Genomic DNA, 25,443 nt, shown 5'->3' on the forward strand with positions numbered 1-25,443 from the left:
CGCGATGATGGCAGCACATTCAACATTGATAGCGCCTGACACACCGCAATCGCGAGCAGGCTCGCTCCCACAGGGTTTCTTCACGTATTGAAGGATCGGTTATGACTACGACACGACTGACCATGGCCCAGGCCCTGGTGAAATTCCTCGATAACCAGTACATCGAGGTCGATGGGGTTCAAAGCAAATTCGTCGCCGGGATCTTTACCATTTTCGGTCACGGCAACGTGCTGGGCCTGGGCCAGGCCCTGGAGCAGGACAGCGGCGACCTGATCGTCCATCAAGGTCGCAACGAGCAAGGCATGGCCCACGCGGCCATCGGTTTCGCCAAGCAACACCTGCGGCGCAAGATCTACGCCTGCTCCTCATCGGTAGGGCCGGGCGCGGCGAACATGCTGACCGCCGCCGCGACGGCGACCGCCAACCGCATTCCCTTGCTGCTGTTGCCCGGCGACGTTTACGCCTGCCGCCAGCCGGACCCGGTGCTGCAACAGATCGAGCAGTTCCACGACCTGAGCATCAGCACCAATGACGCATTCAAGGCCGTGAGCAAATACTGGGACCGCATCAACCGTCCCGAGCAACTCATGACGGCTGCGATCCACGCCATGCGCGTGCTCACCGATCCTGCCGAAACCGGCGCGGTAACCCTGGCCTTGCCGCAAGACGTGCAAGCCGAGGCCTACGACTACCCCGATTACTTCCTGCAAAAACGCGTGCATCGCATCGAACGTCGTCCGGCGACTGAAGCGATGCTGGGTGATGCGCTGGCGCTGTTCAAAGGCAAGCGCAAACCGCTGATCATTTGCGGTGGTGGGGTCAGATACTCCGGCGCCAATGCGGCATTGCAGGCGTTTGCCGAGCGCTTCGATATTCCCTTCGCCGAAACCCAAGCCGGCAAGAGTGCGGTGGTGTCCAGTCACCCGCTGAACGTTGGCGGCATTGGCGAAACCGGTTGCCTGGCCGCGAACCTGTTGGCCAAAGACGCGGATCTGATCATCGGTGTCGGCACCCGCTACAGCGATTTCACCACCGCGTCGAAATCCCTGTTCCAGCATCCGAACGTGCAATTTCTCAATCTGAACATCAGCCCCTGCGATGCCTTGAAGCTCGACGGCGTGCAACTGTTGACGGACGCCAAAGTCGGCTTGCAAGCCTTGGCTGAAATCTTGGGCGATTACCGTTCTGCGTGGGGTGATCAACCGCGTCAAGCCAAGGCGCAACTGGACGAGGAAGTCGACCGTATCTATCAGGTCGAATACCAGGACAAAGACTTCATCCCGGAAATCAACGACCACATGGACCCGGCGGTGCTGCGCGAGTTCATCGAACTGACCGGTTCCTGCCTGACACAGAGCCGAGTGCTCGGCGTGCTCAATGAAACCCTGGCCGATGACGCCGTGATCGTTGCCGCCGCCGGCAGCCTGCCCGGTGACTTGCAACGCAGCTGGCGCAGCAAGGGGGTGAACACTTATCACGTCGAGTACGGCTATTCCTGCATGGGGTACGAGGTCAACGCCGCACTGGGCGTGAAACTCGCCGAGCCGGATCGTGAGGTCTACGCGCTGGTTGGCGACGGCTCTTACATGATGCTGCATTCCGAACTGGCGACCTCGATTCAGGAGCGACGCAAGATCAACGTGGTGTTGCTCGACAACATGACCTTCGGTTGCATCAACAACCTGCAGATGGAACACGGCATGGACAGCTTCGGCACCGAGTTCCGGTTCCGCAACCCGGAAACCGGCAAGCTCGACGGTGGTTTCGTGCCGGTGGATTTCGCCATGAGCGCGGCGGCTTATGGCTGCAAAACCTACAAGGTGAACACCGTTGAAGAGCTGCAAGCTGCATTGGCCGATGCGCGATTGCAGACCGTGTCGACGCTGATCGACATCAAGGTCCTGCCCAAAACCATGATTCACAAATACCTGTCGTGGTGGCGGGTCGGCGTGGCGCAAGTCTCCACCAGCGCCCGCACCGATGCAGTGGCCAAGACCCTGAATGAACGACTGGCCAAGGCCCGTCAGTACTGATTGCCCCTGATACCAACAACAATTTTTCGCAGGAGAAACTTCATGTCTTTGCTCTCTAATTCACTGCGGGTCGGCGTCATCGGCACCGGGGCCATCGGCCAGGACCATATCCGTCGTTGCAGCCAGACCTTGCTCAATAGCCAGGTAATTGCTGTAACCGACATCAACTTGCAGCAAGCCGCGAAGGTCGTTTCTGACTTGAAACTGACCGCCGAGGTCTATCCCGACGGCCACGCGCTGATCAAGGCGCCAGAAGTCGAAGCGATCCTCGTCACCTCCTGGGGCCCGAGCCACGAAGAGTTCGTGCTGGCAGCGATTGCGGCGGGTAAGCCGGTGTTCTGCGAGAAGCCGCTGGCCGTTACCGCCGAAGGCTGCCGCAAGATCGTCGAGGCCGAAGTGGCCCACGGCAAACGCTTGGTCCAGGTCGGTTTCATGCGCCCTTATGACGAAGGTTATCGGGCACTCAAAGCGGTGATCGACAGCGGTCAGATTGGTGAGCCACTGATGTTGCACTGCGCGCACCGCAACCCGACCGTGGGTGAAAACTACAAGACTGACATGGCGATCACCGACACGCTGATCCATGAACTGGACGTGTTGCGCTGGTTGCTCGATGACGATTACGTGTCGGTGCAAGTGGTGTTCCCGCGCAAGACCAGCAAGGCCCTCGCGCATTTGAAAGACCCGCAGATCGTGCTGCTGGAAACCGCCAAAGGCACGCGTATCGACGTGGAAGTGTTCGTTAATTGCCAATACGGCTACGACATCCAGTGCGAAGTGGTGGGGGAGACCGGCATCGCCAAACTGCCCGAGCCGTCGCAGGTTCAGTTGCGCAGCGGGGCGAAGTTGTCCAACGCGATTCTGATGGACTGGAAGGATCGGTTCATCGCGGCGTACGACGTCGAGTTGCAGGCGTTCATCGATGGTGTGCGGGCCGGGCAGGTCGGTGGGCCTTCGGCGTGGGATGGCTTCGCCGCTGCCGTCGCGGCAGACGCGTGCATCGAAGCACAGAACAGCGGCCAGATCGTCAAAGTCAGCCTGCCAGACCGCCCACACTTCTACGGCTAACCCCGATTCCCTGTGGGAGCGAGCCTGCTCGCGATTGCGATCTGACAGTCACATGGATGTTGAATGTGCTGCCGTCATCGCGAGCAGGCTCGCTCCCACAGGGGGAGTGTCGTGGCTGCGGCATTGGTGAAGGAGAACAAAAACATGCGCATCGCACTAGACCCCTACATGTACCGCACCCTGTCCCTGGGCAAGATGGTCGATAAGGTCGCCGAGCTCGGTTATGAACACATCGAACTCTCGCCCCGGGAAGATTTCCTGCCGTTCTACAAAGCTCCGCGGGTCGACAAGGCGCGGATCAAGGAGTTTCGCAAAGCCCTGAGCGACACCGGCGTCAAGCTCTCTTCCCTATTACCGATGTACCACTGGGCCGCTGCCGACGAAGGCCTGCGAGTTGCCGCCGTACGCAACTGGAAACGGGCGATCCAGATTGCCGTAGAGATGGACTGCGAGCTGGTCAACACCGAGTTCACTGGTCAGTCAGACAACCCGCTGGTCTGCGAGAACCAGTTCATGCGCTCCATGGACGAGCTGATCCCGGAGTTCGAACGCGAAGGCATCAAGCTGGATATCCAGGCCCACCCTTACGATTTTTGCGAGCGCAACAACGAGTCGGTGGACATCATTCGCGGTCTGGATCGCGAATGGATCAACTACCTTTACGCGGCCCCGCACACCTTCTTCTATGACGACGGCAAAGGCGATATCGCCTCGATGCTCAAGTATGCCGGGTCGAAGCTCAGCCACCTGATCATCGCCGACACCTACAACCACAAGGCGTCTTCGGGGTTGCGCTACATCGTCAACCCGCCGGGTGTCGTCGCCACCGTGCACCAGCATTTGGACATCGGTCAGGGTGAGGTCGATTGGGATGCGTTTTTCGGCACCTTGCGCGAGATTCAGTTCGACGGCATCGCCACGATCTCGGTGTTTGCCTGGGAAGACCGGCCGGATGAGTCCAACCGGATGATGCTCGAACGCGTTAAAAGCGAACTCTGTCGCTAAGACCTGCACAAAACCCTGTGGGAGCGAGCCTGCTCGCGATAGCGGTCTGACAGTCACATAGATGTTGAATGTGGAGCCGCCATCGCGAGCAAGCTCGCTCCCACAGGGGCCGTGTTCTATAAGGAGAATGTTTTCATGCGTATCGGACTTGTCGGTTACGGCCATGGTGGCCGGTTTTTCCATGCTCCGCTGATCAGCAGTTTGCCGGCGGCGACGCTCGTGGGTGTGGTCACCCGTTCGCCGGAACGCCGACAATTGCTGGCGGCCGAGCACCCCGGGGTGCCAGCGTTTGACAGCATCGGCCAACTGGTGGAGGCCGGGATCGATGTGCTGGTGGTGTCCACGCCGCTCAAGGGCCGTCCGGCACTGGTGCTCGATGGCATCGAACACGGTGTGGCGGTGGTCAGCGACAAACCGTTCGCCGCTGACGCGCAGCAAGCCCAAACCCTGATCACCATGGCCGAGCGCCAGGGCGTGCAGCTCAGCGTCTATCAGAACCGTCGCTGGGACTCGGACTTCCTGACTGTGCGCAAACTCATCGAGTCCGGCGCGTTGGGCCAGGTCACCCGTTTCGAATCGCGGATCGAGCGTTACTCACCGCAGGCGGTGAACAACGGCAGTGGCGGTGGCTTCCTGCGCGATCTCGGTAGCCATCTGGTGGATCAGGCGTTGCTGTTGTTCGGTCCGGTGACACGGGTCTACGCCGAACTGGATTACCTAAAAAAAGGCCAGGTCTTCGATAACGGCTTCTTTATGGCCCTGACCCATGCCAGTGGCGTCACCTCACACCTGGGCGGCAGTTGCCTGCAAAACACCCCCGGCCCGCGCTTTCGGGTGACCGGCACCCAAGGCTGTTACAGCGTCGATGGCCTGGACGGGCAAGAAGCATCGGCACTCGCCGGGCTCTCGCCAAAATCCGAAGGTGAACGCTGGGGCGTTGAAGAGCATCGCCGCTGGGGCTGGTTCGAACAGGGCGAAGTGCGCGAGCGGGTTCCCTCCGAGCGCGGTTGCTGGAATCAGTTCTATTTACAGCTGCAAGCCGCATTGCAGAGCGGTGGCCCACTGCCTGTGGACGCCCGTGATGCACTGGCGACCACCCGCGTGCTAGACGCTGCACGACTGAGCGCCGAGCGGCATCAAGTGGTGGAATTGAGCCCGTTCAAGAGCCATGGAATAAAATCAGAATAAAATTCTAAAATGAGTTGATATAGAAATTATTTTCTAATAAAGTCATTTTCAGCGACCTGCCTCGCAACCTGTTTCAAGCCTTTTCCCGCTTGCCTGCTTACTGAAATCGTCACGCCTCATCCATAAAACCAACAAGAATGTGGAGAAAGACTTTTCATGAAGACCAAGATCCGCTTCGCCTCACTTGCCTTGTCCCTGATGTTCGCCAGTGGTGCGGCGCTCGCCGATATGAAGATCGGCGTCAGCATGTCCCAATTCGATGACACCTGGCTGACCTACCTGCGTGAGTCCATGGACACCAAAGCCAAGTCCTATCCCGATGGCGTCAAGCTGCAGTTCGAAGACGCGCGCAGCGACGTGGTCAAGCAGTTGAGTCAGGTCGAAAACTTCATCAGCCAGAAGGTCGATGCCATCGTGGTCAACCCGGTGGATACCGCCGCCACCAAGAAAATCACTGAAGCCGCCGTTAAGGCCGGCATCCCGCTGGTCTACGTCAACCGCCGCCCCGATGACCTGAACCTGCCCAAAGGCGTGGTCACTGTCGCCTCCAACGACCTGGAGGCTGGTCAAATGCAAATGCAATACCTGGCCGACAAAATGGGCGGAAAGGGCGATATCGTGATTCTGCTGGGCGACCTCGCGAACAACTCCACCACCAACCGTACCAAGGGCGTGAAAGAGGTGCTGGCCAAGTACCCGAACATCAAGATCGAGCAAGAGCAAACCGGCATCTGGTCGCGGGACAAGGGCATGACCCTGGTCAACGACTGGCTGACCCAGGGCCGCAAGTTCGACGCGGTCGTCTCCAACAACGACGAGATGGCCATTGGCGCCGCGATGGCCCTGCAACAGGCCGGAGTGGAAAAGGGCAGTATTCTGATCGCCGGTGTTGACGGTACGCCTGACGGTTTGAACGCGGTGAAGAAGGGCTCCCTGGTCGTCTCGGTGTTCCAGGACGCCAAGGGGCAGGCCGACGGTTCGATCGAGACGGCAGTGAAAATGGCCAAAAACGAGCCGGTCGAGCCGGCCGTGTGGGTGCCGTATCGCTTGATTACACTGCAAAACGTCGACACGTTCAAATAGCCCGTCCGTTCAATAACAACAATAAACACGCAAGGTTGCGACCGCGACCTTGCTGATGGAGTACCTGATCATGTTCGCTTCAGCGACTGCTTCGAGCACCCCGTTGGTGGGTATCCAGCCAACTGCAACACCTGTCGATGAGCCGTACCTGCTGGAGATCATCAACGTCAGCAAGGGATTTCCCGGTGTGGTGGCCTTGTCCGATGTGCAGCTTCGGGTACGCCCCGGTTCCGTGCTGGCCCTGATGGGCGAAAACGGCGCGGGCAAATCCACCCTGATGAAAATCATTGCCGGCATCTACCAGCCGGACGCCGGTGAACTGCGCCTGAGGGGCAAACCGGTGGTTTTCGAAACGCCATTGGCTGCGCTGCAGGCCGGGATCGCGATGATCCACCAGGAACTCAACCTGATGCCGCACATGAGCATCGCCGAGAACATCTGGATCGGCCGTGAGCAGCTCAACGGTTTCCACATGATCGACCACCGTGAAATGCATCGCTGCACGGCGAAACTGCTGGAACGCCTGCGGATCAACCTCGATCCGGAAGAGCAGGTCGGCAACCTGAGCATCGCCGAACGGCAGATGGTCGAGATCGCCAAAGCCGTGTCCTACGATTCCGACATTTTGATCATGGATGAACCGACCTCGGCCATCACCGACAAGGAAGTTGCGCATCTGTTCTCGATCATTGCCGACCTCAAGAGTCAGGGCAAAGGCATCATCTACATCACCCACAAAATGAACGAAGTGTTCAGCATCGCCGATGAAGTGGCGGTGTTCCGTGACGGCGCTTACATCGGCCTACAGCGGGCCGACAGCATGGACGGCGACAGCCTGATTTCGATGATGGTCGGCCGCGAACTGAGCCAGTTGTTTCCGGTGCGTGAACAGCCGATCGGCGATCTGCTGCTGTCGGTGCGCGACCTTAAACTGGACGGCATTTTCAAGGATGTTTCCTTCGACCTGCACGCCGGCGAGATCCTCGGCATCGCCGGGTTGATGGGCTCGGGACGGACCAACGTCGCCGAAGCGATTTTCGGCATTACCCCAAGCGACGGTGGCGAAATTCGTCTCGACGGCGAAGTGGTGCGCATCAGCGATCCGCACATGGCGATCGAGAAGGGCTTCGCGTTACTGACCGAGGATCGCAAGCTCAGCGGCCTGTTCCCGTGCCTGTCGGTGCTGGAGAACATGGAAATGGCGGTGTTGCCGCATTACGCCGGCCACGGTTTCATCCAGCAAAAAGCCCTGCGAGCCTTGTGCGAAGACATGTGCAAAAAGCTGCGGGTCAAAACCCCGTCGCTGGAGCAGTGCATCGACACCTTGTCCGGCGGTAATCAGCAGAAAGCCTTGCTGGCGCGCTGGCTGATGACCAATCCACGGATCCTGATTCTCGACGAGCCGACCCGTGGTATTGACGTCGGCGCCAAGGCCGAGATCTACCGGCTCATCTCCTACCTCGCCAGCGAAGGCATGGCGGTGATCATGATTTCCTCGGAACTGCCGGAAGTGCTCGGCATGAGCGACCGGGTGATGGTCATGCACGAGGGTGACCTGATGGGCACCCTCGACCGCAGCGAAGCGACCCAGGAACGAGTGATGCAATTGGCCTCGGGCATGTCCGCGGTTCACTAATGGATGCCGGCGCTGGTTGTGGCCAGCGTCGGCGACGCGATAGAAGGGTGAGTGTTTATGAACGCGATACTGGAAAACAAGCCAGCAACGGCACCGGTCAAGAGTCGCCGGCGCTTTCCGACCGAATTGAGTATTTTCCTGGTGCTGATTGGCATCGGCCTGGTCTTTGAAGTGTTTGGCTGGATCGTGCGCGACCAGAGCTTCCTGATGAACTCCCAGCGTCTGGTGCTGATGATTCTGCAGGTGTCGATCATCGGACTGCTGGCGATCGGCGTGACCCAGGTCATCATCACCACCGGTATCGACCTGTCCTCCGGCTCGGTGCTGGCGCTGTCGGCGATGATCGCTGCCAGTCTGGCCCAGACCTCGGACTTCGCTCGGGCGGTGTTCCCGTCGCTGACTGACTTGCCAGTGTGGATTCCGGTGATTGCCGGGCTCGGGGTGGGACTGCTGGCGGGGGCGATCAACGGCAGCATCATTGCCGTTACCGGTATCCCGCCGTTCATTGCCACCCTCGGCATGATGGTTTCTGCTCGTGGTCTCGCGCGTTACTACACCGAAGGCCAACCGGTGAGCATGCTCTCGGATTCCTACACGGCGATCGGACACGGCGCGATGCCGGTGATCATTTTCCTGGTGGTCGCGGTGATCTTTCACATCGCCCTGCGTTACACCAAGTACGGCAAGTACACCTACGCCATCGGCGGCAACATGCAGGCGGCGCGTACCTCGGGGATCAACGTCAAGCGGCATCTGGTGATCGTCTACAGCATCGCCGGGTTGCTGGCAGGCCTGGCGGGTGTGGTGGCGTCGGCACGGGCCGCGACCGGGCAGGCCGGGATGGGCATGTCTTATGAGCTGGACGCGATTGCCGCGGCCGTGATCGGCGGCACCAGTCTGGCCGGCGGAGTAGGGCGCATCACCGGCACGGTCATCGGCGCACTGATCCTCGGGGTCATGGCCAGCGGCTTCACCTTTGTCGGCGTCGATGCCTACATTCAGGACATCATAAAAGGCCTGATCATCGTGGTCGCAGTGGTCATCGATCAGTACCGCAACAAGCGCAAACTCAAGCGCTGAGCCTCAGATAAAGCAGCCAATGCGCCACGCCTGACCCGCGTGGCGCAGCCATTTGTCTTCTATATACAGCCGCACGATTGAATTTCTTGCTATAAACGCACTCCGATAACCACCGAAAAGACTGCCATCGAGCACTTTCAGGGCTTTGTCGGACAAATTCGCTGTCTTTTCAGTTGCTGAGGCCTCAAGTCGGCCTTAGACTGCCGCCCCTCGTAAATTGAGTGCCGGGTGGCGCTTGGAATTACACGGCGCCGTTCCGATGGCCAACCCAGGTCCGCCGGAACGCTCCCTAATTCGCCTTAATGCACGTTTTTTTATAGAGATATCAATGACAAAGGACAAGTTGCTGGCCATGCCGGCGGATGACTACATGAATGCCGAGCAACATGCTTTTTTCTCTGAGCTGTTGCAGAACATGAAAGTCGAAACCCATGAGCGCATCGAACAGAACCGCATCGCCATCGAAAGCCTGGACACCCCGGCCGATCCGGCCGACGCTGCTTCTGTTGAAGAAGAGCGCACCTGGCTGGTAAACGCGATCGATCGTGACCAGCGCATGCTGCCTCAGTTGGAACAGGCTCTGGAACGCATCAAGGAAGACAGCTTTGGCTGGTGCGACGACAGCGGCGAGGCCATTGGCCTGAAACGCCTGCTGATCAGCCCGACCACCAAGTACTGCATCGAAGCTCAAGAGCGTCACGAACAGATCGACAAGCACCAGCGTCAGGCCTGATTTCGTAACGCCCCGCATCGCGGGCAAGCCTCACTCCTGTAGGAGCAAGGCTTGCCCGCGATGCTTTTTTTCGTCTGCGAAAAACCCGCGCACTTCTATTGATCTGCTGCAAGGCCCACTACTAATGGACCATAGATAATGGCCTTGTAGTGGCGTTTAATGCCGATACAACAATTAGAATGACTCGGGGGATGACGAAGATGACGCGTGACGGATCTGTGGTTGCAGCAGTGTCTGCACCCGTACTTTTGCCGAAAAACCTTTGGCTGACGCCGACCCTGCAAAGCATCGCCCTGATGCTCTTGTTGTGCGGCATGACGCTGGGCGGCTGGTCGCTTTACCTTGGCCTGCCATTGGCGGTGCTGGTGATCTGGCTACCTCGCTTGCGCACGCGCGCCATCCCTGAGGCACCCCCCGTCGACAGCGCCAGCGCGATTGCCGAGTTGACTCGCGATCTTTCCTACACCACCAGTCATAATGCGTTGTCTGCCGCCGGTGTGGCCTTTTCGGTCAAGCAACTGGCCGACAAACTGCAATCGCAGCTCGGTGCCGCGGCGCAGATTGTCAGCAACGCCGAAGTGATGATCGCGACCGAACAAGCCACCTCGACACTCAGCCGGGAAGCCCTCAGTGCGGCCAGCGAGGCTCATAGGAGCAGCGCGGCAGGGCGTACGGAACTGATCGAGTCCATCGCCCGTATGCATCAACTCAGTCAACGCGCCAGTAACAGCCGTGAACTGATCGAAGCCCTGAGCCTGCGCAGTGACGATATCCAACGGGTCACCCTGGTGATCCAGTCCATCGCCAGCCAGACCAATCTGCTGGCATTGAACGCGGCGATCGAGGCGGCGCGGGCCGGCGAACATGGTCGTGGATTTGCGGTGGTGGCCGATGAGGTTCGCGGTCTGGCCGCGCGCACGGCGACGGCCACTGGCGAAGTCGGGGAAATGGTCGCTGATATTCAGCAACGCACCGCGCAAGTGGTGGAGCAGATCCGTCAACTGTCCAGCGACCTCGACATCGGTGTCGAGCAGGTCGAGCACACCGGTCAGCATCTGGAGAACATTGCGCGTCTGGCTGCCGGTGTCGAAAGCCAGGTCGGGGAAATAGCCAGGGGCGCCGACACCAATCGCGAACAACTCGACAGCCTGTTTCACGCCATCGAACAGATGCGCAGCGACCTGGCGATCAGCGACCAACAGACCCAGCGCCTGGCCCAGGCCGCGGTGCAAATGGAAGGTCAGGCCGAAACCATCAGCGAACGCCTCGCCGAAGTCGGGCTGGATGACTATCACCAGCGGATCTATGACCTGGCCCGCGAAGGCGCGAGTCAGATCGCAGCGCGTTTTGAAGCGGATATCGACGAGGGCCGCGTGAGCCTCGATGACCTGTTTGACCGCAATTACCAAACCATTCCTAACACCAGCCCGGCGAAATACCAGACTCGCTTCGATCGCTACGCCGATCAGGTCTTGCCATTGATCCAGGAACCCTTGTTGCCGCGTCATGAAGGCCTGGTGTTCGCCATCGCCTGTACGCAGCAGGGCTATGTGCCGACCCACAACAAGGTCTTCAGCCAACCACTGACCGGTGATGCGCAGGTCGATACCTTGCAGAACCGCACCAAACGCAAGTTCGCCGACCGCACCGGGATCCGCTGCGGCAGTCACCAGCAGGCCGTACTGTTGCAAACCTACACCCGCGACACCGGTGAGCTGATGCACGACCTTTCGGTGCCCATCATGCTCAAGGGCCGGCATTGGGGTGGTCTGCGATTGGGTTACAAGCCGGAAAGCCCTCGTTGATAGACCGTGATGCTGTTCACTTAGGGTTGTTGGGGTACATATCCGTTTCTGCGGTGATGGCTGCTGGCGGTTTCGCTTTTACAGCGAGTCACTTGGAAAAGCCCCAAGTAACCAAGGGCTCTTGCCCCTCCATTCGGTGCCTCGCTTAGGCTCGGCATGCCCTTACTCCGGCATTGCTCCGGGGGCCCGCCGCCATCGGCCATCCATGGCCGGGGGCGGCTACCGCGGCATCCTTGCCGCGGTGCCCCCTGCGCAATACCTGCGTTCGGCCTCTGGGAAAGGGGCAGTAGATCAAAAGCCACAGCCACAGCTACAGCCACAGCCACAGCAAGATCAAAAGATCGCAGCCTCGTTTCACTCGACAGCTCCTACCGAGGGAAGGGGTATACGCACGCTCCTCACCACTCAACAGGCCGAGCGTTAGCTCGCCTGCAGCCTTTGATCTTGATGCACCGCCCCCTCGAGAGGCCGAGTGGAGGTTCTGCGCAGTGGGCAACCCGGCATGGATGCCGGGTTAGCCGCCCCCGGCCATGGATGGCCGATGGCGGCGGGCCCACGGAGCAGGACCGGAGCGAGGGCATGCCGAGCCTAGGCGAGGCACCGAACGAAAGGGGCAAGAGCGCTTGGTTACTTGGCGCTTTTCCAAGTGACTCGCTGTAAAAGCGAAACCGATAGCCGCCGTGACCGCAGAAACGGATATGCACACATAAAACAAAACACAGCTCGGCCGCCTCGCTCTTGATCCAAAAAAACCCTAGCTACGCATGTGTGCACCCGGAAACACCGAGCTTAAGTAAAAAGTACTACGTTGATAGACCAACCATTGTTACCGGTCCAACAACAAAGCTGTTCAGTTGCATTGCTGTTTCCCAGAGGATGAACTCATTACCATGCCTACATAGTTAGGTTGCTAATGAAGCTCGAGAGGTCAGCATGCAAAGTAAAGTCGATGTCGCCGTCATGATAGGCAGCGGTGTGCCTGCCAGTTTGCGTTCGCTGGGGAAGAGCGTCTGTTGGGTGGTGCTGCTCAATGGCGAACGCCGCGGAACGGCATTCTCAAGTCGCGAAGAGGCGCAGGAGTGCAGGGCTGCCTGGTTGGCGCAACTGAACGCCGAAACACCCGACAGCCTGCATGGAATCAGAGGCTAGTGGATCTGATGCATACGCAGGTTCAGGTCGTCGACCACCCGCGCCCAATCGGCGTCTTCACGCAATTGTTCTTTCAGGAAGCCTGCTTGTTGCGGGGTCCAGAACTCGGCATCGATGAGTTTTTTGTTGTCAGCCAAGGGCGAATGACTGGCAATGAAATCGTCGATGGCCTTCTCGCTGGAGTCCAGACCGAGTTGGTCGAACAAACCTTTCAAGTCGTGCGTAGGTGAATCCATGTTCATCTCCTTGCGGGTCGCGTCGAGTGCGAGATCTGAGGGGCGGCTTCAATACATCTGAGAGAGCCGCGCTTCAGGAGTTCGATGGCGATGTTCGTAAGCAAAAATGAGCATAGACTGCAAACCGACTATCAGGCTTTCAATGCCCCTTCATCGACCGCAACCTTCAGCGCCTTGGCGGCCTCCTGGGCGGCAACGGCGGCAACGTCCGAGGTCTTGAACCAGCGATCCTTCTCGACCTGGTGATACGTCACGGCGGTCAGCGGTGGTTTGGCGCGCATGATAATGACTGCCTGGAATTCGCCTTCGACTTCTCTGGCTTCGCCCCGGATAAAAAATTCACCGATATCAAATTCCGTCACGTAGCCGCCTTCCCTTGAAATATTCTGTTGTTTTGAACGCCGCCCACCCTGGGGACGGATTTCATTGGTCGGGCAGTATGGCAGTAGTTGCATGCTGGCGGCTGAGTTAAGTCGCCGGCATGACGAAGCGTCTATGGAAATGAACGGGCGGGACCGTCAACCGCGTAACTCGAGCGAGCGGGCAAGGGCGCAGGCTTCGTTATGATTGCCGCGGAAACCTCTGACGCAGCCGGTGGAAATTTCCTTGATATGAAAAAAGGCATTGCCGGCCAGAATGACCTGAAAGCGTGGCCGGGCGAGCTCTTCAGGGTAGTATTCATGCGGTTGAAACATCCCTGGGGGCAGTGTCCTCGAGCGGTTCGTATTGGGCGCCTGAGGGTGAGCAAAATGTGTCAGCGTGCACATATGAAGTCCTTTTCGTAGTTTTACCGACGTGCGTACGTGGTTTTGGGTAGTCTCGATGAGCATCGCTGCTCTAGAATCACCGTCAGTGTTTGGCGATCGATGTTCATCTAAAGCAATTTTTTGCTGGCGATATGTCGGAAAAGTGCTTTTTTTAAAGAGTTTTTTCCCTAAAGTTGGTAGTCCCGTTTTTCTGGCCGTCGGAAGGGCTTTTTCCTTCAACCTCTGACGAACACCAGGCAAGACGACGTGAGTGTTGTTCCAGTAGTCTTCTCAAACCTCGCGATGAATGAGCGCTCTGCTCGTTTCAGGATTTCAACCCGGGTCATTTGGCTACACCTTCGGCATTGCCGCTTTTTTCTGCTGTGCGCTGTTTTCCTGCGTGCAGCATCATTTTCAGATGTGGGGATGTTTCCTTGGCAGTAAGTAATCTCGATATGCATGCTTTGTTCGTGCTGGGTGATTTGCGCGCAAAGCTGGTTAAACAGTTCCAGTCACGTTTTGTTTACATCACCGAACAGAACGCTGAAGGCATTTACATTGCCGAGATCGACACCGAAGAGGCGCTGGTGGTTGATGACAAACCAGGGCTTAAACTCAAGGTCGGCGATCATTTCAGCGCCTCTGTATTGCCCAGTCGCGAAGGCGGCAAGCTGGACATCAAGTTCCGCGAAATCAAACTGACGGTTTACGGCCTGGGTGATTACGCCTTCGTCACCACTGCTGATGGTCACGGGATCGTGTTCAAGGAAGGGCATAGCGTGGTGATGGTGTTCGCCGCCCACCAACAGTTGCAGGAAGGCCTGACCAAAACCCTGAAAGCCGTGACCGCCAAGGCGGCCAAGTGGCGCAAAGGCGAACTGGTCACCTTCAAGGCCAGCGAATAATGACCCTGACCCGCGCCGACTTCCACGAACAGAACCAGGCCAGTGCGCAAGCCGAAGCCCAGCGGATGTTCGACCAGAAGGTTGTTTTGCAAGGTGCATGGCTGGGTTGGGTGGCGTCACAGATCTATACGTTGCGTCCGGCGGAATACGCCAGCATGGTACGAAGAGCGCTGGCGCGCTTGCAGGAACCTTCCGAAAACTGATTGACCTCCCTCGAAAGCAGGAACCTCTACTACAGTCAGATGACTGAGTATTCAGAGGCTTTGCGGTCTTCTGCCAGGCCATCCTGCTATTGCTGTGAACAGCACGAGGTGCAAAAGCATGAACGGATTTCGACGGTTGCTGGCCGCTACCCTGGCCACTTTCGGATTGTTGGCTTCACCCATTCCGGTGTTCGCGGCCCAGGCGCCGATCCACTTCGCCGACCTGAACTGGGAAAGCGGCAGCCTGATCACCGATATCCTGCGGATCATCGTCGAGAAGGGCTACGGGCTGCCGACCGATACCTTGCCGGGGACGACCATCACCCTGGAGACCGCACTGGCCAACAATGACATTCAGGTCATTGGCGAAGAGTGGGCCGGTCGCAGTCCGGTCTGGGTCAAGGCTGAGGCTGAAGGCAAAGTCGCGAGTCTCGGCGATACGGTCAAGGGCGCCACCGAAGGTTGGTGGGTGCCCGAATACGTGATCAAGGGCGACCCGGCGAAAGGCATCAAGCCGCTGGCACCGGGCCTGCGCAGTGTCAGCGACCTGCCGAAATACAAGGGCGTGTTCAGCGATCCGGAAACCCCGGGCAAGGGGCGCTTCCTCAATAGCCCGATCGGCTGGACGTCGGAAGTGGTCAACAAACAGAAACTCAAGGCGTATGGGCTGGATGACAGCTATGTGAATTTCCGCAGCGGTTCCGGCGCAGCGCTGGATGCGGAGATCAGTTCTTCGATTCGGCGCGGCAAACCGGTGCTGTTCTATTACTGGTCGCCAACTCCGTTGCTCGGCCGCTTCAAACTGGTTCAGCTGGAAGAGCCGCCGTTCGACGCCGATGCCTGGAAAACCCTGACCGACGCCGACAACCCGAATCCGAAACCGACTCGCTCACTGCCCTCGAAGCTGTCCATTGGCGTGTCCGCGCCATTCCAGAAGCAATATCCGCAGATTGCCGAGTTCTTCACCAAGGTCGACTTGCCAATCGATCCATTGAACAGGGCGCTGGCCGAGATGAGCGAAAAGCACACTCCGCCACGGCAGGCGGCGCAGGCGTTCATGAAGGCGCACCCGGACGTGTGGCAGGCCTGGGTGCCCAAGGAAGTGGCGGATAAAGTCTCTGCCGAGTTGAAGTGATGCAGTGAGTCTGATGCCGCCTTCGCGAGCAAGCCCGCTCCCACAGGAGTACGCGATCAACTGTGGGAGCGAGCTTGCTCGCGATGCTTTTGTTTTTGCTTTTAGAATCGGGTCTGCACCGCCAACTCGAAGGTACGCGGCGTACCGAGGTAGTACGCCGGTGACACATGGGCAAATTCGGCATACACCTCATTGGTCAGGTTGCGCACCCGGCCGGTGACGGTGGTGTGTTGATCGACCTTGTAGCTGAGGAATGTTCCGTAGAGCGTGTACGACGGCACGGTCAGGGTGTTGGCGCTGTCGGCAAACACCGAAGCCACATACCGCGCGTCGACACCGCCCTGCCATTGCGGCGCGAAGTCATAGGTCAGCCACAGATTGCCGACCCGGTCCGGCACGTTGGTCGGTGTGTTGCCTTTGCGTGAAACCACCACACCCGCCGCATTCTTCTCGTTGAATTCGTCGTACTGCGCATCGACCCAGGCGAAGTTGCCTTCGGCCAATAGCTTATCGGTGATCCTGAACGAACTGGCCAGTTCGATCCCTTTGGACGTCTGCTGACCCACGGGAATGCTGCTGGTCGGATCCAGTGGATCGGTCACTGCGAAGTCCTTTCGCTCGATCGTGTAAGCCGCCACTGTCGCCGAGCCGCGGCCGTCCAGATAGTCGAATTTACTGCCGACTTCCCATTGCTTGCCGGTGGACACGTCGAAGTCTTGCGTGCCGTTGGGCTGTTCGGCGGCGGTGCTGTATTGCACGTAGACGTTGGCTTCGGGAATGAATTGGTAAGTCAGGCCGACCCGGCCGGTCACCGGCTCCCAGCTGCGCTTGAGGTGCCGGGGATTGCTGGCGGTCACTTCCCGGTGGTTAGTCACGTCCAGGTCGATGTCGTCATAACGCAGGCCGGTCAGCAGCGCGAGTTTGTCAGTGAGGGCCAAAAGGTTCTCGGCGAACAGGGCTTTGGTGGTGACTTCGTTGGTCTTGTCGCTGACAACCCCCGGTTTGGTGCCCGGGATGTCGTAGAAGTGACCCGGTTGGAGGTGATTCGGGTCGACGGTGCTGGCACCTTTGACGTTCAGTGGTGAGTTGGTGGTCTGGTTGACCTTGTACTCGAAGCCGCCGGACCAGGTCGTGTCCAGCCCGAACAACGTGTTGTCGTGGCGCAGTTCGAACTGGTTGCCGTTCTGCTCGCCCTGATGCCGGACCTGATACGCCGTGGAGCGATTCACCGCACTGTTGTCGGCGTTGTACTGGTAGGTTTCCAGGTTGCGGTAATCGCGCTGACTGTCGAGGTGGTAGAGGGTGTTGTGCAGGGTGGTGCTGTCGTTGATCCGGTAGTCGATGATCGAGCGCACCCAGATCGTGCGCTGCTCGTAGCGGCCATCCTCGACGTTGTAGTTGTTGAAGCGGTTGTGCTTGTCGATCTTCAATTCGCCGGCCTTGGGGTTGAGCACCGGCGTGCCCCAGTAAGGGCTGTCTTCGTGTTCATCCTGATATTCCAGGGCCAGGGTGTGAGACAGGTTGGGCGTCAGGTCACTGAGCAGCGAGAACGCCACGCTCCACGCATCACGCTCCTGACGGTCGATGTAGCCGTTGCCGGTGTTGTGGCTGACATCGAGCCGCGCGTAGTGCTGCACGTCCGCGCTGGCATCGCTCAGGGCGTGGTTGAGGCCGAATGCGGTCTCGGTGGTGTCGTAACTGCCGTAGCTGACCCGGCCTTCGACGGCTTGCTCTTCGCGAGTCGCCAGTTTGGTCACGTAGTTCAGCGAACCGCCCACCGAGCCAGCACCATTGATCAGCGATGACGGGCCGCCGACCAGTTCCACTCGATCATAGATCCAGGCGTCTACCGGCCGGGCGAGGCCGCCGGAGACATTGATGCCGTTGAACATCTGGGTGATCTGGCTGCTGGTGAAACCGCGGTAGGAGACGAACCCACCGAAACCCGGTGGTGCGCTGGCGTTGACGCCCGGTAGGGTGTTGGCAGCGTCCTGGAAGTTCTGCGCACCGTGGCGCTCGATGTCGTTGCGGTTGGCCACGGCTACCGAGGCGGGGGTTTCGCGCACGCTCAGGCCAAGCCGCGACGCCATGCCGCTGGACTGATCCAGACTCAGCCCCGGCTCGGCCGCCGCTTCGCCGTCAATGGTGGTGGGCGCGAGGTCGATTGTGGATTGCGCCCAAGCGTTTACAGACAGGCAGCCGAACAGGCTTGCCAGTAAAGGAATGCGTTTCATCGATGAGTCCTGAATGCTTGACTAGGAAACAGCGCACACGCCAACGCCACGCGTTGGCGAAGTGGGCTGATCGGAAAAGACGAAGAAATTCAGGCGACAGGCGGAGCACGAGGATTGGCCGAGGGCCAGGTGAAGCGGGCAGGGAGGTCAGCGTTGGCGACGACGGCCAAGGGCGGACTGTGTTGCTGCGGGAGGATTGCCAGGGTCAGGCTGGAGTTGAGCGCCGGGCCCATGCCGCCGGTGGAGCACAACGGGCAGCCGAAGGCCTTGGACAGGGTCGGCAGTTTGTCGTCGGAGGTGTTCGACGAGGCCGGCAACTGGCTGGTCGGGTCGACGGTACAGAACTGGCCGCCGATGCCGTTGAGCTGCATCCCGACCATTTGCCCGTGACCGATACTGCAGGCGAACACGTTGAACAGGACGCAGCAATAAAGCATCCAGGCCATCAATGTGCGGTCAGTTCGGGCGAGTTTCATGGAGCGGCACTTTATCATCGCCGATGACGAATACCCTTACAAAATCGTTCAAGTAAGTTCATCCTGCTGCGACATTTCACGCTGGAAGTCCGAACATGAGCCTATTGATCGCGCAATGGATGGCTGCCATCTTCCTGTTGATCAGCCTGATCCACCTGTACTGGGCGGCAGGTGGCAAGTTGGGTAGCGAGGCGGCGGTCCCGCGAATATCCGCGGAGGACGGCGCAGAACCCAGGCCGGCCTTCAAGCCTTCAGGCTTTGCGACGTTGCTGGTGGCGGTCGGGTTGCTGCTGATTGCGATGCTGGTGTGCTTGCGAGTGGGGCTGTATCTGCCGACGGTGCATCACTGGTCGCTGCAATGGGTGATCAGCGCGATTGCGATGCTGATGTTCGCCCGGGCGATCGGCGATTCGCATCTGATGGGGTTCTTCAAACAGGTGAAGGATTCGAAGTTTGCCCGGCTCGACACCTGGGCGTATTCGCCGTTGTGTGTGGTGTTGGGGGCGGGGTTGTTGGCAGTCGCCTGGATCTGAGTCGACCGGTACATCGCTATCGCGAGCAAGCTCGCTCCCACATTGGATCTTCAGTGTTCACCCGATCCCTGTGGGAGCGAGCTTGCTCGCGATGAGGCCCTGCCAATCAACACAAAAACTCAAACTTAACTCCCGCTCTCCGTGCGCCGACTACTCACCTCAGCCGGCACATCATCCCCCGCCATGCGCTTGCGAAACAGCGCTGCCCGCGCCAGCAACAGCGTGGTCACCGGCACCGTAATCGACAACAGAATCGGAATCAGCCAGGCATGCAACACCGGCCCGGACTTGAGTGCCGAAAAGTAAATGATCGAAGCCAGCGCCACGCACCAGGCGCCCAAGGTCGACGCCAGCGCCGGCGGGTGCATGCGCTGGAAGTAGTCCTTCATTCGCACCAGTCCAACCGCGCCGATCAGCGCAAACAGACTGCTGATCACCAGCAGGATCGCCACCGGAATTTCAATCCACAGAGACAGTTCAGCGCTCATTCGATCACCTCGCCACGCAGCAGGAATTTCGCCAGGGCAAACGAGCCGACGAAACCGAACAGCGCAATCAGCAGCGCCGCCTCGAAGTAAGTGTCACTGGCATAACGAATGCCCAGCGCCAGCATCATCAGCATCGCGATGATGTACAGGTAATCCAGTGCCAGAACCCGGTCCTGGGCCGACGGCCCCTTGAACAGCCGGATCAGGGTCAGAATCATCGCCAGGGAAAAGATGAACAGGCTCAGCAGGATCGCGTTCGACAGCAAGGCGCTCATTCGAAGATCTCCATCAAGGGGCGCTCGTAGGTCGCCTTGAAGTGCTGGATGAACAGCGCTTCGTCATCCAGATCGAAGACGTGCAGCAACAAAATACTGCGGTCCAGCGCCAGTTCCGACCAGACCGTGCCGGGAATCACCGTGCAGATCATCGACAACGCGGCCAGGCCGTTGGCGTCACGCAAATCCAGCGGCACCTTGATGAAGCGCGAGCGCGGTGGACGGCGACCGGCGTTGAGCACGCTCCAGGCCACGGCGAGGTTGGACACCACCACGTCGCGACCGACAAGAAAGAACAAACGCACAATCACGCCCGGCCGACGAATGCGGATCGGCAGTGGCCGCAGCTTGCGCATCATCAACGGCGCGCAGAACCCCAGCACCGCGCCCAGCAGCAGATTGCCGGGGCTCATCGACAGGTTCAGCACCAGCCACAGCAACCACAGTGCCAGCGACAACCAAGGAGCAGGAAACAGACGCTTCATGGTGTGACCTCCGCTACCGCGGCTTTGGCTTCCGGGCTTGGAACCGCACGGGTACCGAGCACCGCCATCACGTATTGCTGCGGGTTGTTCAAGGCTTGGGCGGCTGCCTGGGTGTAGAGCAGCAGCGGCTCGGCCTTGAAGGTCAGCGCAATGCTCAAGCCCAGCAGCGCGATGATCGGTACGCATTCGAAGCGTCGCAGCAACGGCGACGGCCGCTCCTCAGGCGTCCAGAACCGCTGGATGCCCAAGCGCGAGAAGGCAATCAACGACGCCAGCCCGGAAAGGATCAGCAACGCCAGCAAGCCCCACGCCGCGTTAGAAACCGGCTCATCGGCGCCATTGCCCAGGCCCAGCGGATTGAGCAGGGCGCTGAGCAAGCCGAGTTTGCCAATGAATCCCGAGAGCGGCGGCATGCCGATGATCAGCAGTGAGCAGGCAATGAAGCTCAACCCGAGGAACGCCTTGGTCCAGGGAATCACCTGTCCGACCACGGCTTTCTGCTCGTCATCGAGGTTGATGCCTTTGGGCGGCTGCAAGGATTCCATCGGTCGCGGCAGATCGCCGTCATCGAATAACGGCATTTCATTGGCCGAACGCGAACGCTCGATCAACTCGGCCAACAGGAACAACGCGCTCAATGCCAGGGTCGAGCTGACCAGATAGAACAGTGCCGCGCCGATCAGGTTGGGCTGGGCGAAACCGATGGCCGACAGCAGAATCCCGGCCGATACCAGAATACTCAGGCTGGCCAGGCGCTCCAGTCGTTGTGCGGCTAGAATCGCCACGGCGGCGCAGACGATGGTCGCCATGCCGCCGTAAATCAGCCAGTCGCCGCCAAAGTACGCCGAGGCGCCGGCCTGACCCGAGAACAGCAAGGTCCACAAACGCAGCAAGGTGTAGACGCCGACCTTGGTCATGATCGCGAACATTGCCGCCACCGGCGCACTCGCCGCGGAATAGGCCGGCACCAGCCAGAAGTTCAGCGGCCACATCCCGGCCTTGGCCAGGAACGCCACGGCCAGAATCCCCGCGCCGGCATGCAGCAGGCCGCGATCGGCTTCCGGTACCAGCGGGATTTTCAGCGCCAGGTCGGCCATGTTCAGGGTGCCGGTGACGCCGTAGATTAGCGCCGCGCCGATCAGGAACAGCGACGAGGCCAGCAGGTTGATCGAGATGTAATGCAGCCCCGCCGACACCCGCGACCGACCCGAACCGTGGAGCATCAGGCCATAAGAGGCCGCCAGCAACACTTCAAAAAACACAAACAGGTTGAACAGGTCCGCCGTCAGGAACGCGCCGTACAGGCCCATCATCTGAATCTGGAACAGCGCGTGGAAACTCGAACCGGCGCCGTCCCAACGGGCCATGGCGAACAGCAGGGCGCTGACGCCGATGATCCCGGTCAGCACCAGCATCAGCGCCGACAGTCGATCGACCACCAGCACTAGACCGAACGGCACCTGCCAGTTGCCCGGCAGGTACACGCCGATGGAGCCGGGGACGCCCGTTTCCTGAGTCCATTGCAGCAACAGCACGGCAATGCCCAGCCCCACCAGACTGGAGAACAGGTTGATCTTGGCCTTCAGCGGACGGTGTTTCTCCCCCAGCATCAGCATCACGGCGGCGGTCAGCAGCGGCAGCAGAATCGGTGCAGCGATCAGGTGCGGCATCAGATTCATTCTTTAGGCTCCCGGCCATCCACGTGGTCGGTACCGGTCAGGCCCCGGGAAGCCAGCAGCACCACCAGAAACAGCGCGGTCATGGCGAAGCTGATCACGATGGCGGTCAGCACCAGCGCTTGCGGCAGCGGGTCGGTGTAGTGCAACAGGTCCTGCGGCACGCCGTCCTTGATGATCGGCTCCTTGCCGATAAACAGGCTGCCCATGCTGAAGATGAACAGATTGACGCCGTAGGACAGCAGGCACAGGCCCATCACCACCTGAAACGTCCGTGGCCGCAGGATCAGCCAGACGCCCGACGCGGCCAGCACGCCGATGGCGATTGCGATGACTTCTTCCATCAGACGGTTCCTTGCGTGGCGACGGATCTGGGCAGGGCAGCGGTTTTGTGACCCCGAACCGATTGGTGAGCGAGGGCGGTGAGGATCAACAGGGTCGAACCGACCACCACGGCGTACACGCCAATGTCGAAGAACAGCGCACTGGCGATGTGAATGTCGCCGAACACCGGCAGTTCGAAATGCCAGGTGTGGGTAGTCAAGAACGGATACCCGACGGCCATCGCCCCGAGCCCGGTCACCGTGGCAAACAGCAGGCCGGTGCCCATCCAGCGCAGCGGTCGCAGGCTCATTTGCGCTTCGACCCACTGGGTGCCGGCGACCATGTATTGCAGGATGAACGCTACGGACATCACCAGACCCGCGACAAAACCGCCGCCCGGTTGATTGTGGCCGCGCATGAACAGGTAGACCGACACCACAAAGGCGATCGGCAGCAGCAGACGAACCAGCACCGCCGGCACCATCATGAAACCGAGCGCGGTGTCGCTGGCGTGACGCGGGTTGACCAGATCAGTCACCACGTCCGGTGCCAGCAGACGCTGCTGGGCCGGCAACTGCAGGCTTTCTTTTGGCGGACGGAAGCGTCGCAGCAGGGCGAATACGGTCAAAGCCACAGCCACCAGCACGGTGATTTCACCGAGGGTGTCGAAGCCGCGGAAGTCCACCAGCATCACGTTGACCACGTTGCTGCCGCCGCCTTCGGGCAGGGCACGGCTGAGGTAGAACGAGGAAATGTCGTTCGGCGTCTGGCGCGTCAGCATCGCGTAGGCCAGCAATGCCATGCCGCCACCGACCACGGTCGACAGCAGCAAGTCGCGGATACGGCGGATGCGTGCCTTGCGCAGGGTGCTCGGCAACGGCGACACCTCTTCGATCCGTCGAGGTAGCCAGCGCAGACCGAGGAGGATCAACACCGTGGTCACCACTTCGACCGCCAGTTGCGTCAAGGCCAGGTCCGGCGCCGAGAACCAGACGAAGGTGATGCAGGTCATCAGGCCGCAGACGCTGACCATGGTCAGGGCCGCGAGCCGGTGATACTTGGCCTGCCACGCTGCGCCGAGCGCGCAGGCAATCGCCAGCAGCCAGAGGATCACGAACACGATCGACCCCGGAATCTTCGGCCGGTCGCCCCAGCTCAGGCTGCTGTGGAGCATCGGGATCAACCCGGCCAACACGGCCGCGAGTACAACGAGGAACAATTGGGTTTGCAGGCGCTTGGTGCTGATCCGCCGCTCGAGACGACGGGCCAGGCGCATCATGATCACCAGGCTGCGTTCGAACAGGCGCTTGCCGTTGAACCGGCCAATGATCGGCGGGTACTTGAAACGCCCCTGTTTGAGCTGATTGCGCAACAGCAGATAGAGCACGATGCCGCAGGACATGGCGATCACGCTCATGATCATCGGCGCGTTCCAGCCGTGCCAGATCGCCAGGCTGTATTCGGGCAAGGTACCGCCCACCACCGGCAGGGCAGCCGCGGCCAGCAACGGGCCGACCACCTGCGCCGGGAAAATCCCCACGACCAGGCAGGCGAAAACCAACAACTCCACCGGCGCGCGCATCCAGCGGGGCGGTTCGTGCGGGGTGTGCGGCAGGTCGGTGGCGGTCGGGCCGAAGAACACGTCGACGGTAAAGCGCAGCGAGTAGGCGACGCTGAAGGTCCCGGCGATGGTCGCGACGATGGGCAGCGTCATCTCGATCCAGGCCGTGGCATTGATGAACACGGTTTCGGCGAAGAACATCTCTTTGGAGAGGAAGCCGTTGAGCAGCGGCACACCGGCCATGGAAGCGCTGGCGACCATGGCCAGGGTGGCGGTGAACGGGATCAGCTTGATCAGGCCGCTGAGCTTGCGAATGTCGCGGGTGCCGCTTTCGTGGTCGATGATCCCGGCGGCCATGAACAGCGAAGCCTTGAACGTGGCGTGGTTGAGAATGTGAAACACCGCGGCCACGGCGGCCAGCGGACTGTTCAGGCCTAGCAGCAGGGTGATCAGACCGAGGTGGCTGATGGTCGAGTAGGCCAGCAAACCCTTGAGGTCGTTCTGGAACATCGCGCAGTACGCGCCGAGCAACAGGGTGCAGGCGCCGGCGCCGCTGACGATGTAGAACCATTCTTCGCTGCCGGACAGCGACGGCCACAGTCGTGCGAGGAGAAACACCCCGGCCTTGACCATGGTCGCCGAGTGCAGATAGGCAGAAACCGGTGTCGGCGCCGCCATCGCGTGGGGCAGCCAGAAGTGGAAGGGGAACTGTGCGCTTTTGCTCAGGGCGCCGATCAGGATCAGGGGCAGCAGAATAGGGTAGAGGGCGTGCGCGCGAATCAGATCGCCGGCGGCCAGGACCTTGTCCAGGTCATAGCTGCCGACCACATGGCCGAGCAGCATGACCCCCGCCAGCAGACACAAACCGCCTGCACCGGTGACCATCAGCGCCATATAAGCACCGCGTCGCGCATCGGCGCGGTGGTGCCAGTAGCCGATCAACAGGAATGAAAAGAGGCTGGTCAGCTCCCAGAAAAACACGATCTGGATCAGGTTGCCGGAGATCACCAGCCCGAGCATGGCGCCCATGAACGCCAGGAAAAACGCGAAGAACCGCGGCACCGGATCGTCCGGCGACATGTAGTAGCGGGCGTACAGCGAAACCAGCGTGCCGATGCCCAGCACCAGCATCGAGAACAGCCAGGCGAAGCCGTCCATGCGCAGGACGAAGTTCAGGCCAAGGCTGGGCAACCAGAAAAATTCTTCGCGGATCACGCCGCCATCGGCGATTTGCGGGTACAGCAGGGCGACCTGAACAGTGCCTATCAAGGCAACCAGACCCGCCAACAAAGATTCGGTGTTACGCGCGTTGTGCGGCAGCAAGGCTGCCAGACAGCTGCCGATAAAAGGCAGAAGCAGTAGAACTATCAGGGACATAGGCTTCTA

The 25,443-nt window shown here is 59.9% G+C and carries 25 protein-coding genes; 14 read left to right on the top strand and 11 right to left on the bottom strand.

Annotated features, from left to right (window positions below):
* Positions 1-101: 101 nt before the first annotated feature.
* The 10 genes from iolD (at position 102) to AC3IUE_RS13085 (ending at position 12,780) form a co-directional block, all read left to right on the top strand.
* Positions 102-2,033 carry a 3D-(3,5/4)-trihydroxycyclohexane-1,2-dione acylhydrolase (decyclizing) gene (iolD, locus tag AC3IUE_RS13040; RefSeq protein ID WP_489267899.1) on the top strand — a complete coding sequence of 644 codons (1,932 nt, stop codon included), beginning with the start codon at positions 102-104 and terminating at the stop codon, positions 2,031-2,033.
* Positions 2,034-2,075: 42 nt separating this feature from the next.
* A complete protein-coding gene (gene iolG, locus AC3IUE_RS13045) occupies positions 2,076-3,101 on the top strand; it encodes a bifunctional inositol 2-dehydrogenase/D-chiro-inositol 1-dehydrogenase (RefSeq protein ID WP_489267901.1) in 1,026 nt (341 codons plus the stop codon).
* Positions 3,102-3,245: 144 nt separating this feature from the next.
* On the top strand, positions 3,246-4,106 hold the full coding sequence (locus AC3IUE_RS13050; protein ID WP_489267903.1) for a sugar phosphate isomerase/epimerase family protein: 861 nt from the start codon (positions 3,246-3,248) through the stop codon (positions 4,104-4,106).
* 135 nt (positions 4,107-4,241) lie between these two features.
* Entirely contained in the window at positions 4,242-5,294 is a 1,053-nt protein-coding gene (locus AC3IUE_RS13055; RefSeq protein WP_489267905.1) for a Gfo/Idh/MocA family protein, read from the top strand.
* Positions 5,295-5,450: 156 nt separating this feature from the next.
* A complete protein-coding gene (locus AC3IUE_RS13060) occupies positions 5,451-6,377 on the top strand; it encodes a sugar ABC transporter substrate-binding protein (protein WP_489267907.1) in 927 nt (308 codons plus the stop codon).
* A gap of 70 nt (positions 6,378-6,447) precedes the next feature.
* Complete coding sequence (locus AC3IUE_RS13065; RefSeq protein WP_462005065.1) at positions 6,448-8,013, top strand: sugar ABC transporter ATP-binding protein; 1,566 nt, start codon at positions 6,448-6,450, stop codon at positions 8,011-8,013.
* A 57-nt stretch (positions 8,014-8,070) separates the two neighbouring features.
* Complete coding sequence (locus AC3IUE_RS13070) at positions 8,071-9,093, top strand: ABC transporter permease (RefSeq protein WP_489267910.1); 1,023 nt, start codon at positions 8,071-8,073, stop codon at positions 9,091-9,093.
* 328 nt (positions 9,094-9,421) lie between these two features.
* A complete protein-coding gene (locus AC3IUE_RS13075) occupies positions 9,422-9,826 on the top strand; it encodes a TraR/DksA family transcriptional regulator (protein ID WP_007907888.1) in 405 nt (134 codons plus the stop codon).
* 200 nt (positions 9,827-10,026) lie between these two features.
* Positions 10,027-11,631, top strand: coding sequence for a methyl-accepting chemotaxis protein (locus tag AC3IUE_RS13080; protein ID WP_489268811.1), 1,605 nt, complete (start codon positions 10,027-10,029; stop codon positions 11,629-11,631).
* 933 nt (positions 11,632-12,564) lie between these two features.
* Positions 12,565-12,780: a hypothetical protein gene (locus tag AC3IUE_RS13085; protein WP_046048115.1), complete on the top strand. Its 216-nt coding sequence runs from the start codon at positions 12,565-12,567 to the stop codon at positions 12,778-12,780.
* Here the strand turns inward: AC3IUE_RS13085 and AC3IUE_RS13090 are convergent.
* The 3 genes from AC3IUE_RS13090 to AC3IUE_RS13100 all read right to left on the bottom strand — a co-directional run bounded on the left by AC3IUE_RS13090 (position 12,777) and on the right by AC3IUE_RS13100 (position 13,783).
* On the bottom strand, positions 12,777-13,016 hold the full coding sequence (locus AC3IUE_RS13090) for a DUF2789 domain-containing protein (RefSeq protein WP_008151672.1): 240 nt from the start codon (positions 13,014-13,016) through the stop codon (positions 12,777-12,779). The genes AC3IUE_RS13085 and AC3IUE_RS13090 overlap by 4 nt on opposite strands.
* 131 nt (positions 13,017-13,147) lie before the next feature.
* Positions 13,148-13,378 (bottom strand): hypothetical protein, encoded by a 231-nt coding sequence (locus AC3IUE_RS13095; RefSeq protein WP_461997903.1) that lies wholly within the window; start codon positions 13,376-13,378, stop codon positions 13,148-13,150.
* A 156-nt stretch (positions 13,379-13,534) separates the two neighbouring features.
* On the bottom strand, positions 13,535-13,783 hold the full coding sequence (locus AC3IUE_RS13100) for a hypothetical protein (RefSeq protein WP_489268814.1): 249 nt from the start codon (positions 13,781-13,783) through the stop codon (positions 13,535-13,537).
* A gap of 413 nt (positions 13,784-14,196) precedes the next feature.
* Here AC3IUE_RS13100 and AC3IUE_RS13105 point away from each other — a divergent pair, with 413 nt between their 5' ends.
* From AC3IUE_RS13105 to AC3IUE_RS13115, 3 genes are all read left to right on the top strand, one after another.
* Positions 14,197-14,667, top strand: coding sequence for a hypothetical protein (locus AC3IUE_RS13105; RefSeq protein ID WP_008151679.1), 471 nt, complete (start codon positions 14,197-14,199; stop codon positions 14,665-14,667).
* Positions 14,667-14,870 carry a hypothetical protein gene (locus AC3IUE_RS13110; protein WP_489267913.1) on the top strand — a complete coding sequence of 68 codons (204 nt, stop codon included), beginning with the start codon at positions 14,667-14,669 and terminating at the stop codon, positions 14,868-14,870. The genes AC3IUE_RS13105 and AC3IUE_RS13110 overlap by 1 nt, the downstream gene beginning before the upstream one ends.
* Positions 14,871-14,988: 118 nt before the next feature.
* Complete coding sequence (locus tag AC3IUE_RS13115) at positions 14,989-16,005, top strand: ABC transporter substrate-binding protein (RefSeq protein WP_056744909.1); 1,017 nt, start codon at positions 14,989-14,991, stop codon at positions 16,003-16,005.
* 101 nt (positions 16,006-16,106) lie between these two features.
* Here AC3IUE_RS13115 and AC3IUE_RS13120 read toward each other — a convergent pair whose 3' ends face one another.
* Positions 16,107-18,239: a TonB-dependent receptor gene (locus tag AC3IUE_RS13120; protein WP_489267915.1), complete on the bottom strand. Its 2,133-nt coding sequence runs from the start codon at positions 18,237-18,239 to the stop codon at positions 16,107-16,109.
* Between the two features lie 89 nt (positions 18,240-18,328).
* Positions 18,329-18,715 (bottom strand): DUF2946 domain-containing protein, encoded by a 387-nt coding sequence (locus tag AC3IUE_RS13125; protein WP_489267917.1) that lies wholly within the window; start codon positions 18,713-18,715, stop codon positions 18,329-18,331.
* 95 nt (positions 18,716-18,810) lie between these two features.
* Here AC3IUE_RS13125 and AC3IUE_RS13130 point away from each other — a divergent pair, with 95 nt between their 5' ends.
* On the top strand, positions 18,811-19,248 hold the full coding sequence (locus tag AC3IUE_RS13130) for a DUF3995 domain-containing protein (protein WP_489267919.1): 438 nt from the start codon (positions 18,811-18,813) through the stop codon (positions 19,246-19,248).
* 125 nt (positions 19,249-19,373) lie between these two features.
* On the opposite strand, the gene AC3IUE_RS13135 is transcribed toward AC3IUE_RS13130, so the two are convergent.
* The 6 genes from AC3IUE_RS13135 to AC3IUE_RS13160 are packed head-to-tail and all read right to left on the bottom strand — an operon-like array spanning position 19,374 to position 25,434.
* Positions 19,374-19,736 carry a Na+/H+ antiporter subunit G gene (locus AC3IUE_RS13135; RefSeq protein WP_056744902.1) on the bottom strand — a complete coding sequence of 121 codons (363 nt, stop codon included), beginning with the start codon at positions 19,734-19,736 and terminating at the stop codon, positions 19,374-19,376.
* Positions 19,733-20,011: a K+/H+ antiporter subunit F gene (locus AC3IUE_RS13140; protein ID WP_008151692.1), complete on the bottom strand. Its 279-nt coding sequence runs from the start codon at positions 20,009-20,011 to the stop codon at positions 19,733-19,735. Before AC3IUE_RS13140 ends, AC3IUE_RS13135 begins: the two co-directional genes overlap by 4 nt.
* Positions 20,008-20,496: a Na+/H+ antiporter subunit E gene (locus tag AC3IUE_RS13145; RefSeq protein ID WP_489267922.1), complete on the bottom strand. Its 489-nt coding sequence runs from the start codon at positions 20,494-20,496 to the stop codon at positions 20,008-20,010. The genes AC3IUE_RS13140 and AC3IUE_RS13145 overlap by 4 nt, the downstream gene beginning before the upstream one ends.
* Positions 20,493-22,175: a monovalent cation/H+ antiporter subunit D gene (locus AC3IUE_RS13150; protein WP_056744899.1), complete on the bottom strand. Its 1,683-nt coding sequence runs from the start codon at positions 22,173-22,175 to the stop codon at positions 20,493-20,495. The genes AC3IUE_RS13145 and AC3IUE_RS13150 overlap by 4 nt, the downstream gene beginning before the upstream one ends.
* On the bottom strand, positions 22,172-22,516 hold the full coding sequence (locus AC3IUE_RS13155; protein ID WP_007986256.1) for a Na+/H+ antiporter subunit C: 345 nt from the start codon (positions 22,514-22,516) through the stop codon (positions 22,172-22,174). The genes AC3IUE_RS13150 and AC3IUE_RS13155 overlap by 4 nt, the downstream gene beginning before the upstream one ends.
* Positions 22,516-25,434 (bottom strand): monovalent cation/H+ antiporter subunit A, encoded by a 2,919-nt coding sequence (locus tag AC3IUE_RS13160; RefSeq protein ID WP_489267925.1) that lies wholly within the window; start codon positions 25,432-25,434, stop codon positions 22,516-22,518. Before AC3IUE_RS13160 ends, AC3IUE_RS13155 begins: the two co-directional genes overlap by 1 nt.
* Between the last annotated feature and the right edge of the window lie 9 nt (positions 25,435-25,443).

It is taken from the genome of Pseudomonas sp. GL_093 (assembly GCF_057837605.1).

Bases quoted from the DNA above. Each gene is read 5' to 3' on its own strand.
- iolD (WP_489267899.1), top strand. From the start codon at position 102: ATGACTACGACACGACTGACCATGGCCCAGGCCCTGGTGAAATTCCTC.
- iolG (WP_489267901.1), top strand. From the start codon at position 2,076: ATGTCTTTGCTCTCTAATTCACTGCGGGTCGGCGTCATCGGCACCGGG.
- AC3IUE_RS13050 (WP_489267903.1), top strand. From the start codon at position 3,246: ATGCGCATCGCACTAGACCCCTACATGTACCGCACCCTGTCCCTGGGC.
- AC3IUE_RS13055 (WP_489267905.1), top strand. From the start codon at position 4,242: ATGCGTATCGGACTTGTCGGTTACGGCCATGGTGGCCGGTTTTTCCAT.
- AC3IUE_RS13060 (WP_489267907.1), top strand. From the start codon at position 5,451: ATGAAGACCAAGATCCGCTTCGCCTCACTTGCCTTGTCCCTGATGTTC.
- AC3IUE_RS13065 (WP_462005065.1), top strand. From the start codon at position 6,448: ATGTTCGCTTCAGCGACTGCTTCGAGCACCCCGTTGGTGGGTATCCAG.
- AC3IUE_RS13070 (WP_489267910.1), top strand. From the start codon at position 8,071: ATGAACGCGATACTGGAAAACAAGCCAGCAACGGCACCGGTCAAGAGT.
- AC3IUE_RS13075 (WP_007907888.1), top strand. From the start codon at position 9,422: ATGACAAAGGACAAGTTGCTGGCCATGCCGGCGGATGACTACATGAAT.
- AC3IUE_RS13080 (WP_489268811.1), top strand. From the start codon at position 10,027: ATGACGCGTGACGGATCTGTGGTTGCAGCAGTGTCTGCACCCGTACTT.
- AC3IUE_RS13085 (WP_046048115.1), top strand. From the start codon at position 12,565: ATGCAAAGTAAAGTCGATGTCGCCGTCATGATAGGCAGCGGTGTGCCT.
- AC3IUE_RS13090 (WP_008151672.1), bottom strand. From the start codon at position 13,016: ATGGATTCACCTACGCACGACTTGAAAGGTTTGTTCGACCAACTCGGT.
- AC3IUE_RS13100 (WP_489268814.1), bottom strand. From the start codon at position 13,783: ATGTGCACGCTGACACATTTTGCTCACCCTCAGGCGCCCAATACGAAC.
- AC3IUE_RS13110 (WP_489267913.1), top strand. From the start codon at position 14,667: ATGACCCTGACCCGCGCCGACTTCCACGAACAGAACCAGGCCAGTGCG.
- AC3IUE_RS13115 (WP_056744909.1), top strand. From the start codon at position 14,989: ATGAACGGATTTCGACGGTTGCTGGCCGCTACCCTGGCCACTTTCGGA.
- AC3IUE_RS13120 (WP_489267915.1), bottom strand. From the start codon at position 18,239: ATGAAACGCATTCCTTTACTGGCAAGCCTGTTCGGCTGCCTGTCTGTA.
- AC3IUE_RS13125 (WP_489267917.1), bottom strand. From the start codon at position 18,715: ATGAAACTCGCCCGAACTGACCGCACATTGATGGCCTGGATGCTTTAT.
- AC3IUE_RS13130 (WP_489267919.1), top strand. From the start codon at position 18,811: ATGAGCCTATTGATCGCGCAATGGATGGCTGCCATCTTCCTGTTGATC.
- AC3IUE_RS13135 (WP_056744902.1), bottom strand. From the start codon at position 19,736: ATGAGCGCTGAACTGTCTCTGTGGATTGAAATTCCGGTGGCGATCCTG.
- AC3IUE_RS13140 (WP_008151692.1), bottom strand. From the start codon at position 20,011: ATGAGCGCCTTGCTGTCGAACGCGATCCTGCTGAGCCTGTTCATCTTT.
- AC3IUE_RS13145 (WP_489267922.1), bottom strand. From the start codon at position 20,496: ATGAAGCGTCTGTTTCCTGCTCCTTGGTTGTCGCTGGCACTGTGGTTG.
- AC3IUE_RS13150 (WP_056744899.1), bottom strand. From the start codon at position 22,175: ATGAATCTGATGCCGCACCTGATCGCTGCACCGATTCTGCTGCCGCTG.
- AC3IUE_RS13155 (WP_007986256.1), bottom strand. From the start codon at position 22,516: ATGGAAGAAGTCATCGCAATCGCCATCGGCGTGCTGGCCGCGTCGGGC.
- AC3IUE_RS13160 (WP_489267925.1), bottom strand. From the start codon at position 25,434: ATGTCCCTGATAGTTCTACTGCTTCTGCCTTTTATCGGCAGCTGTCTG.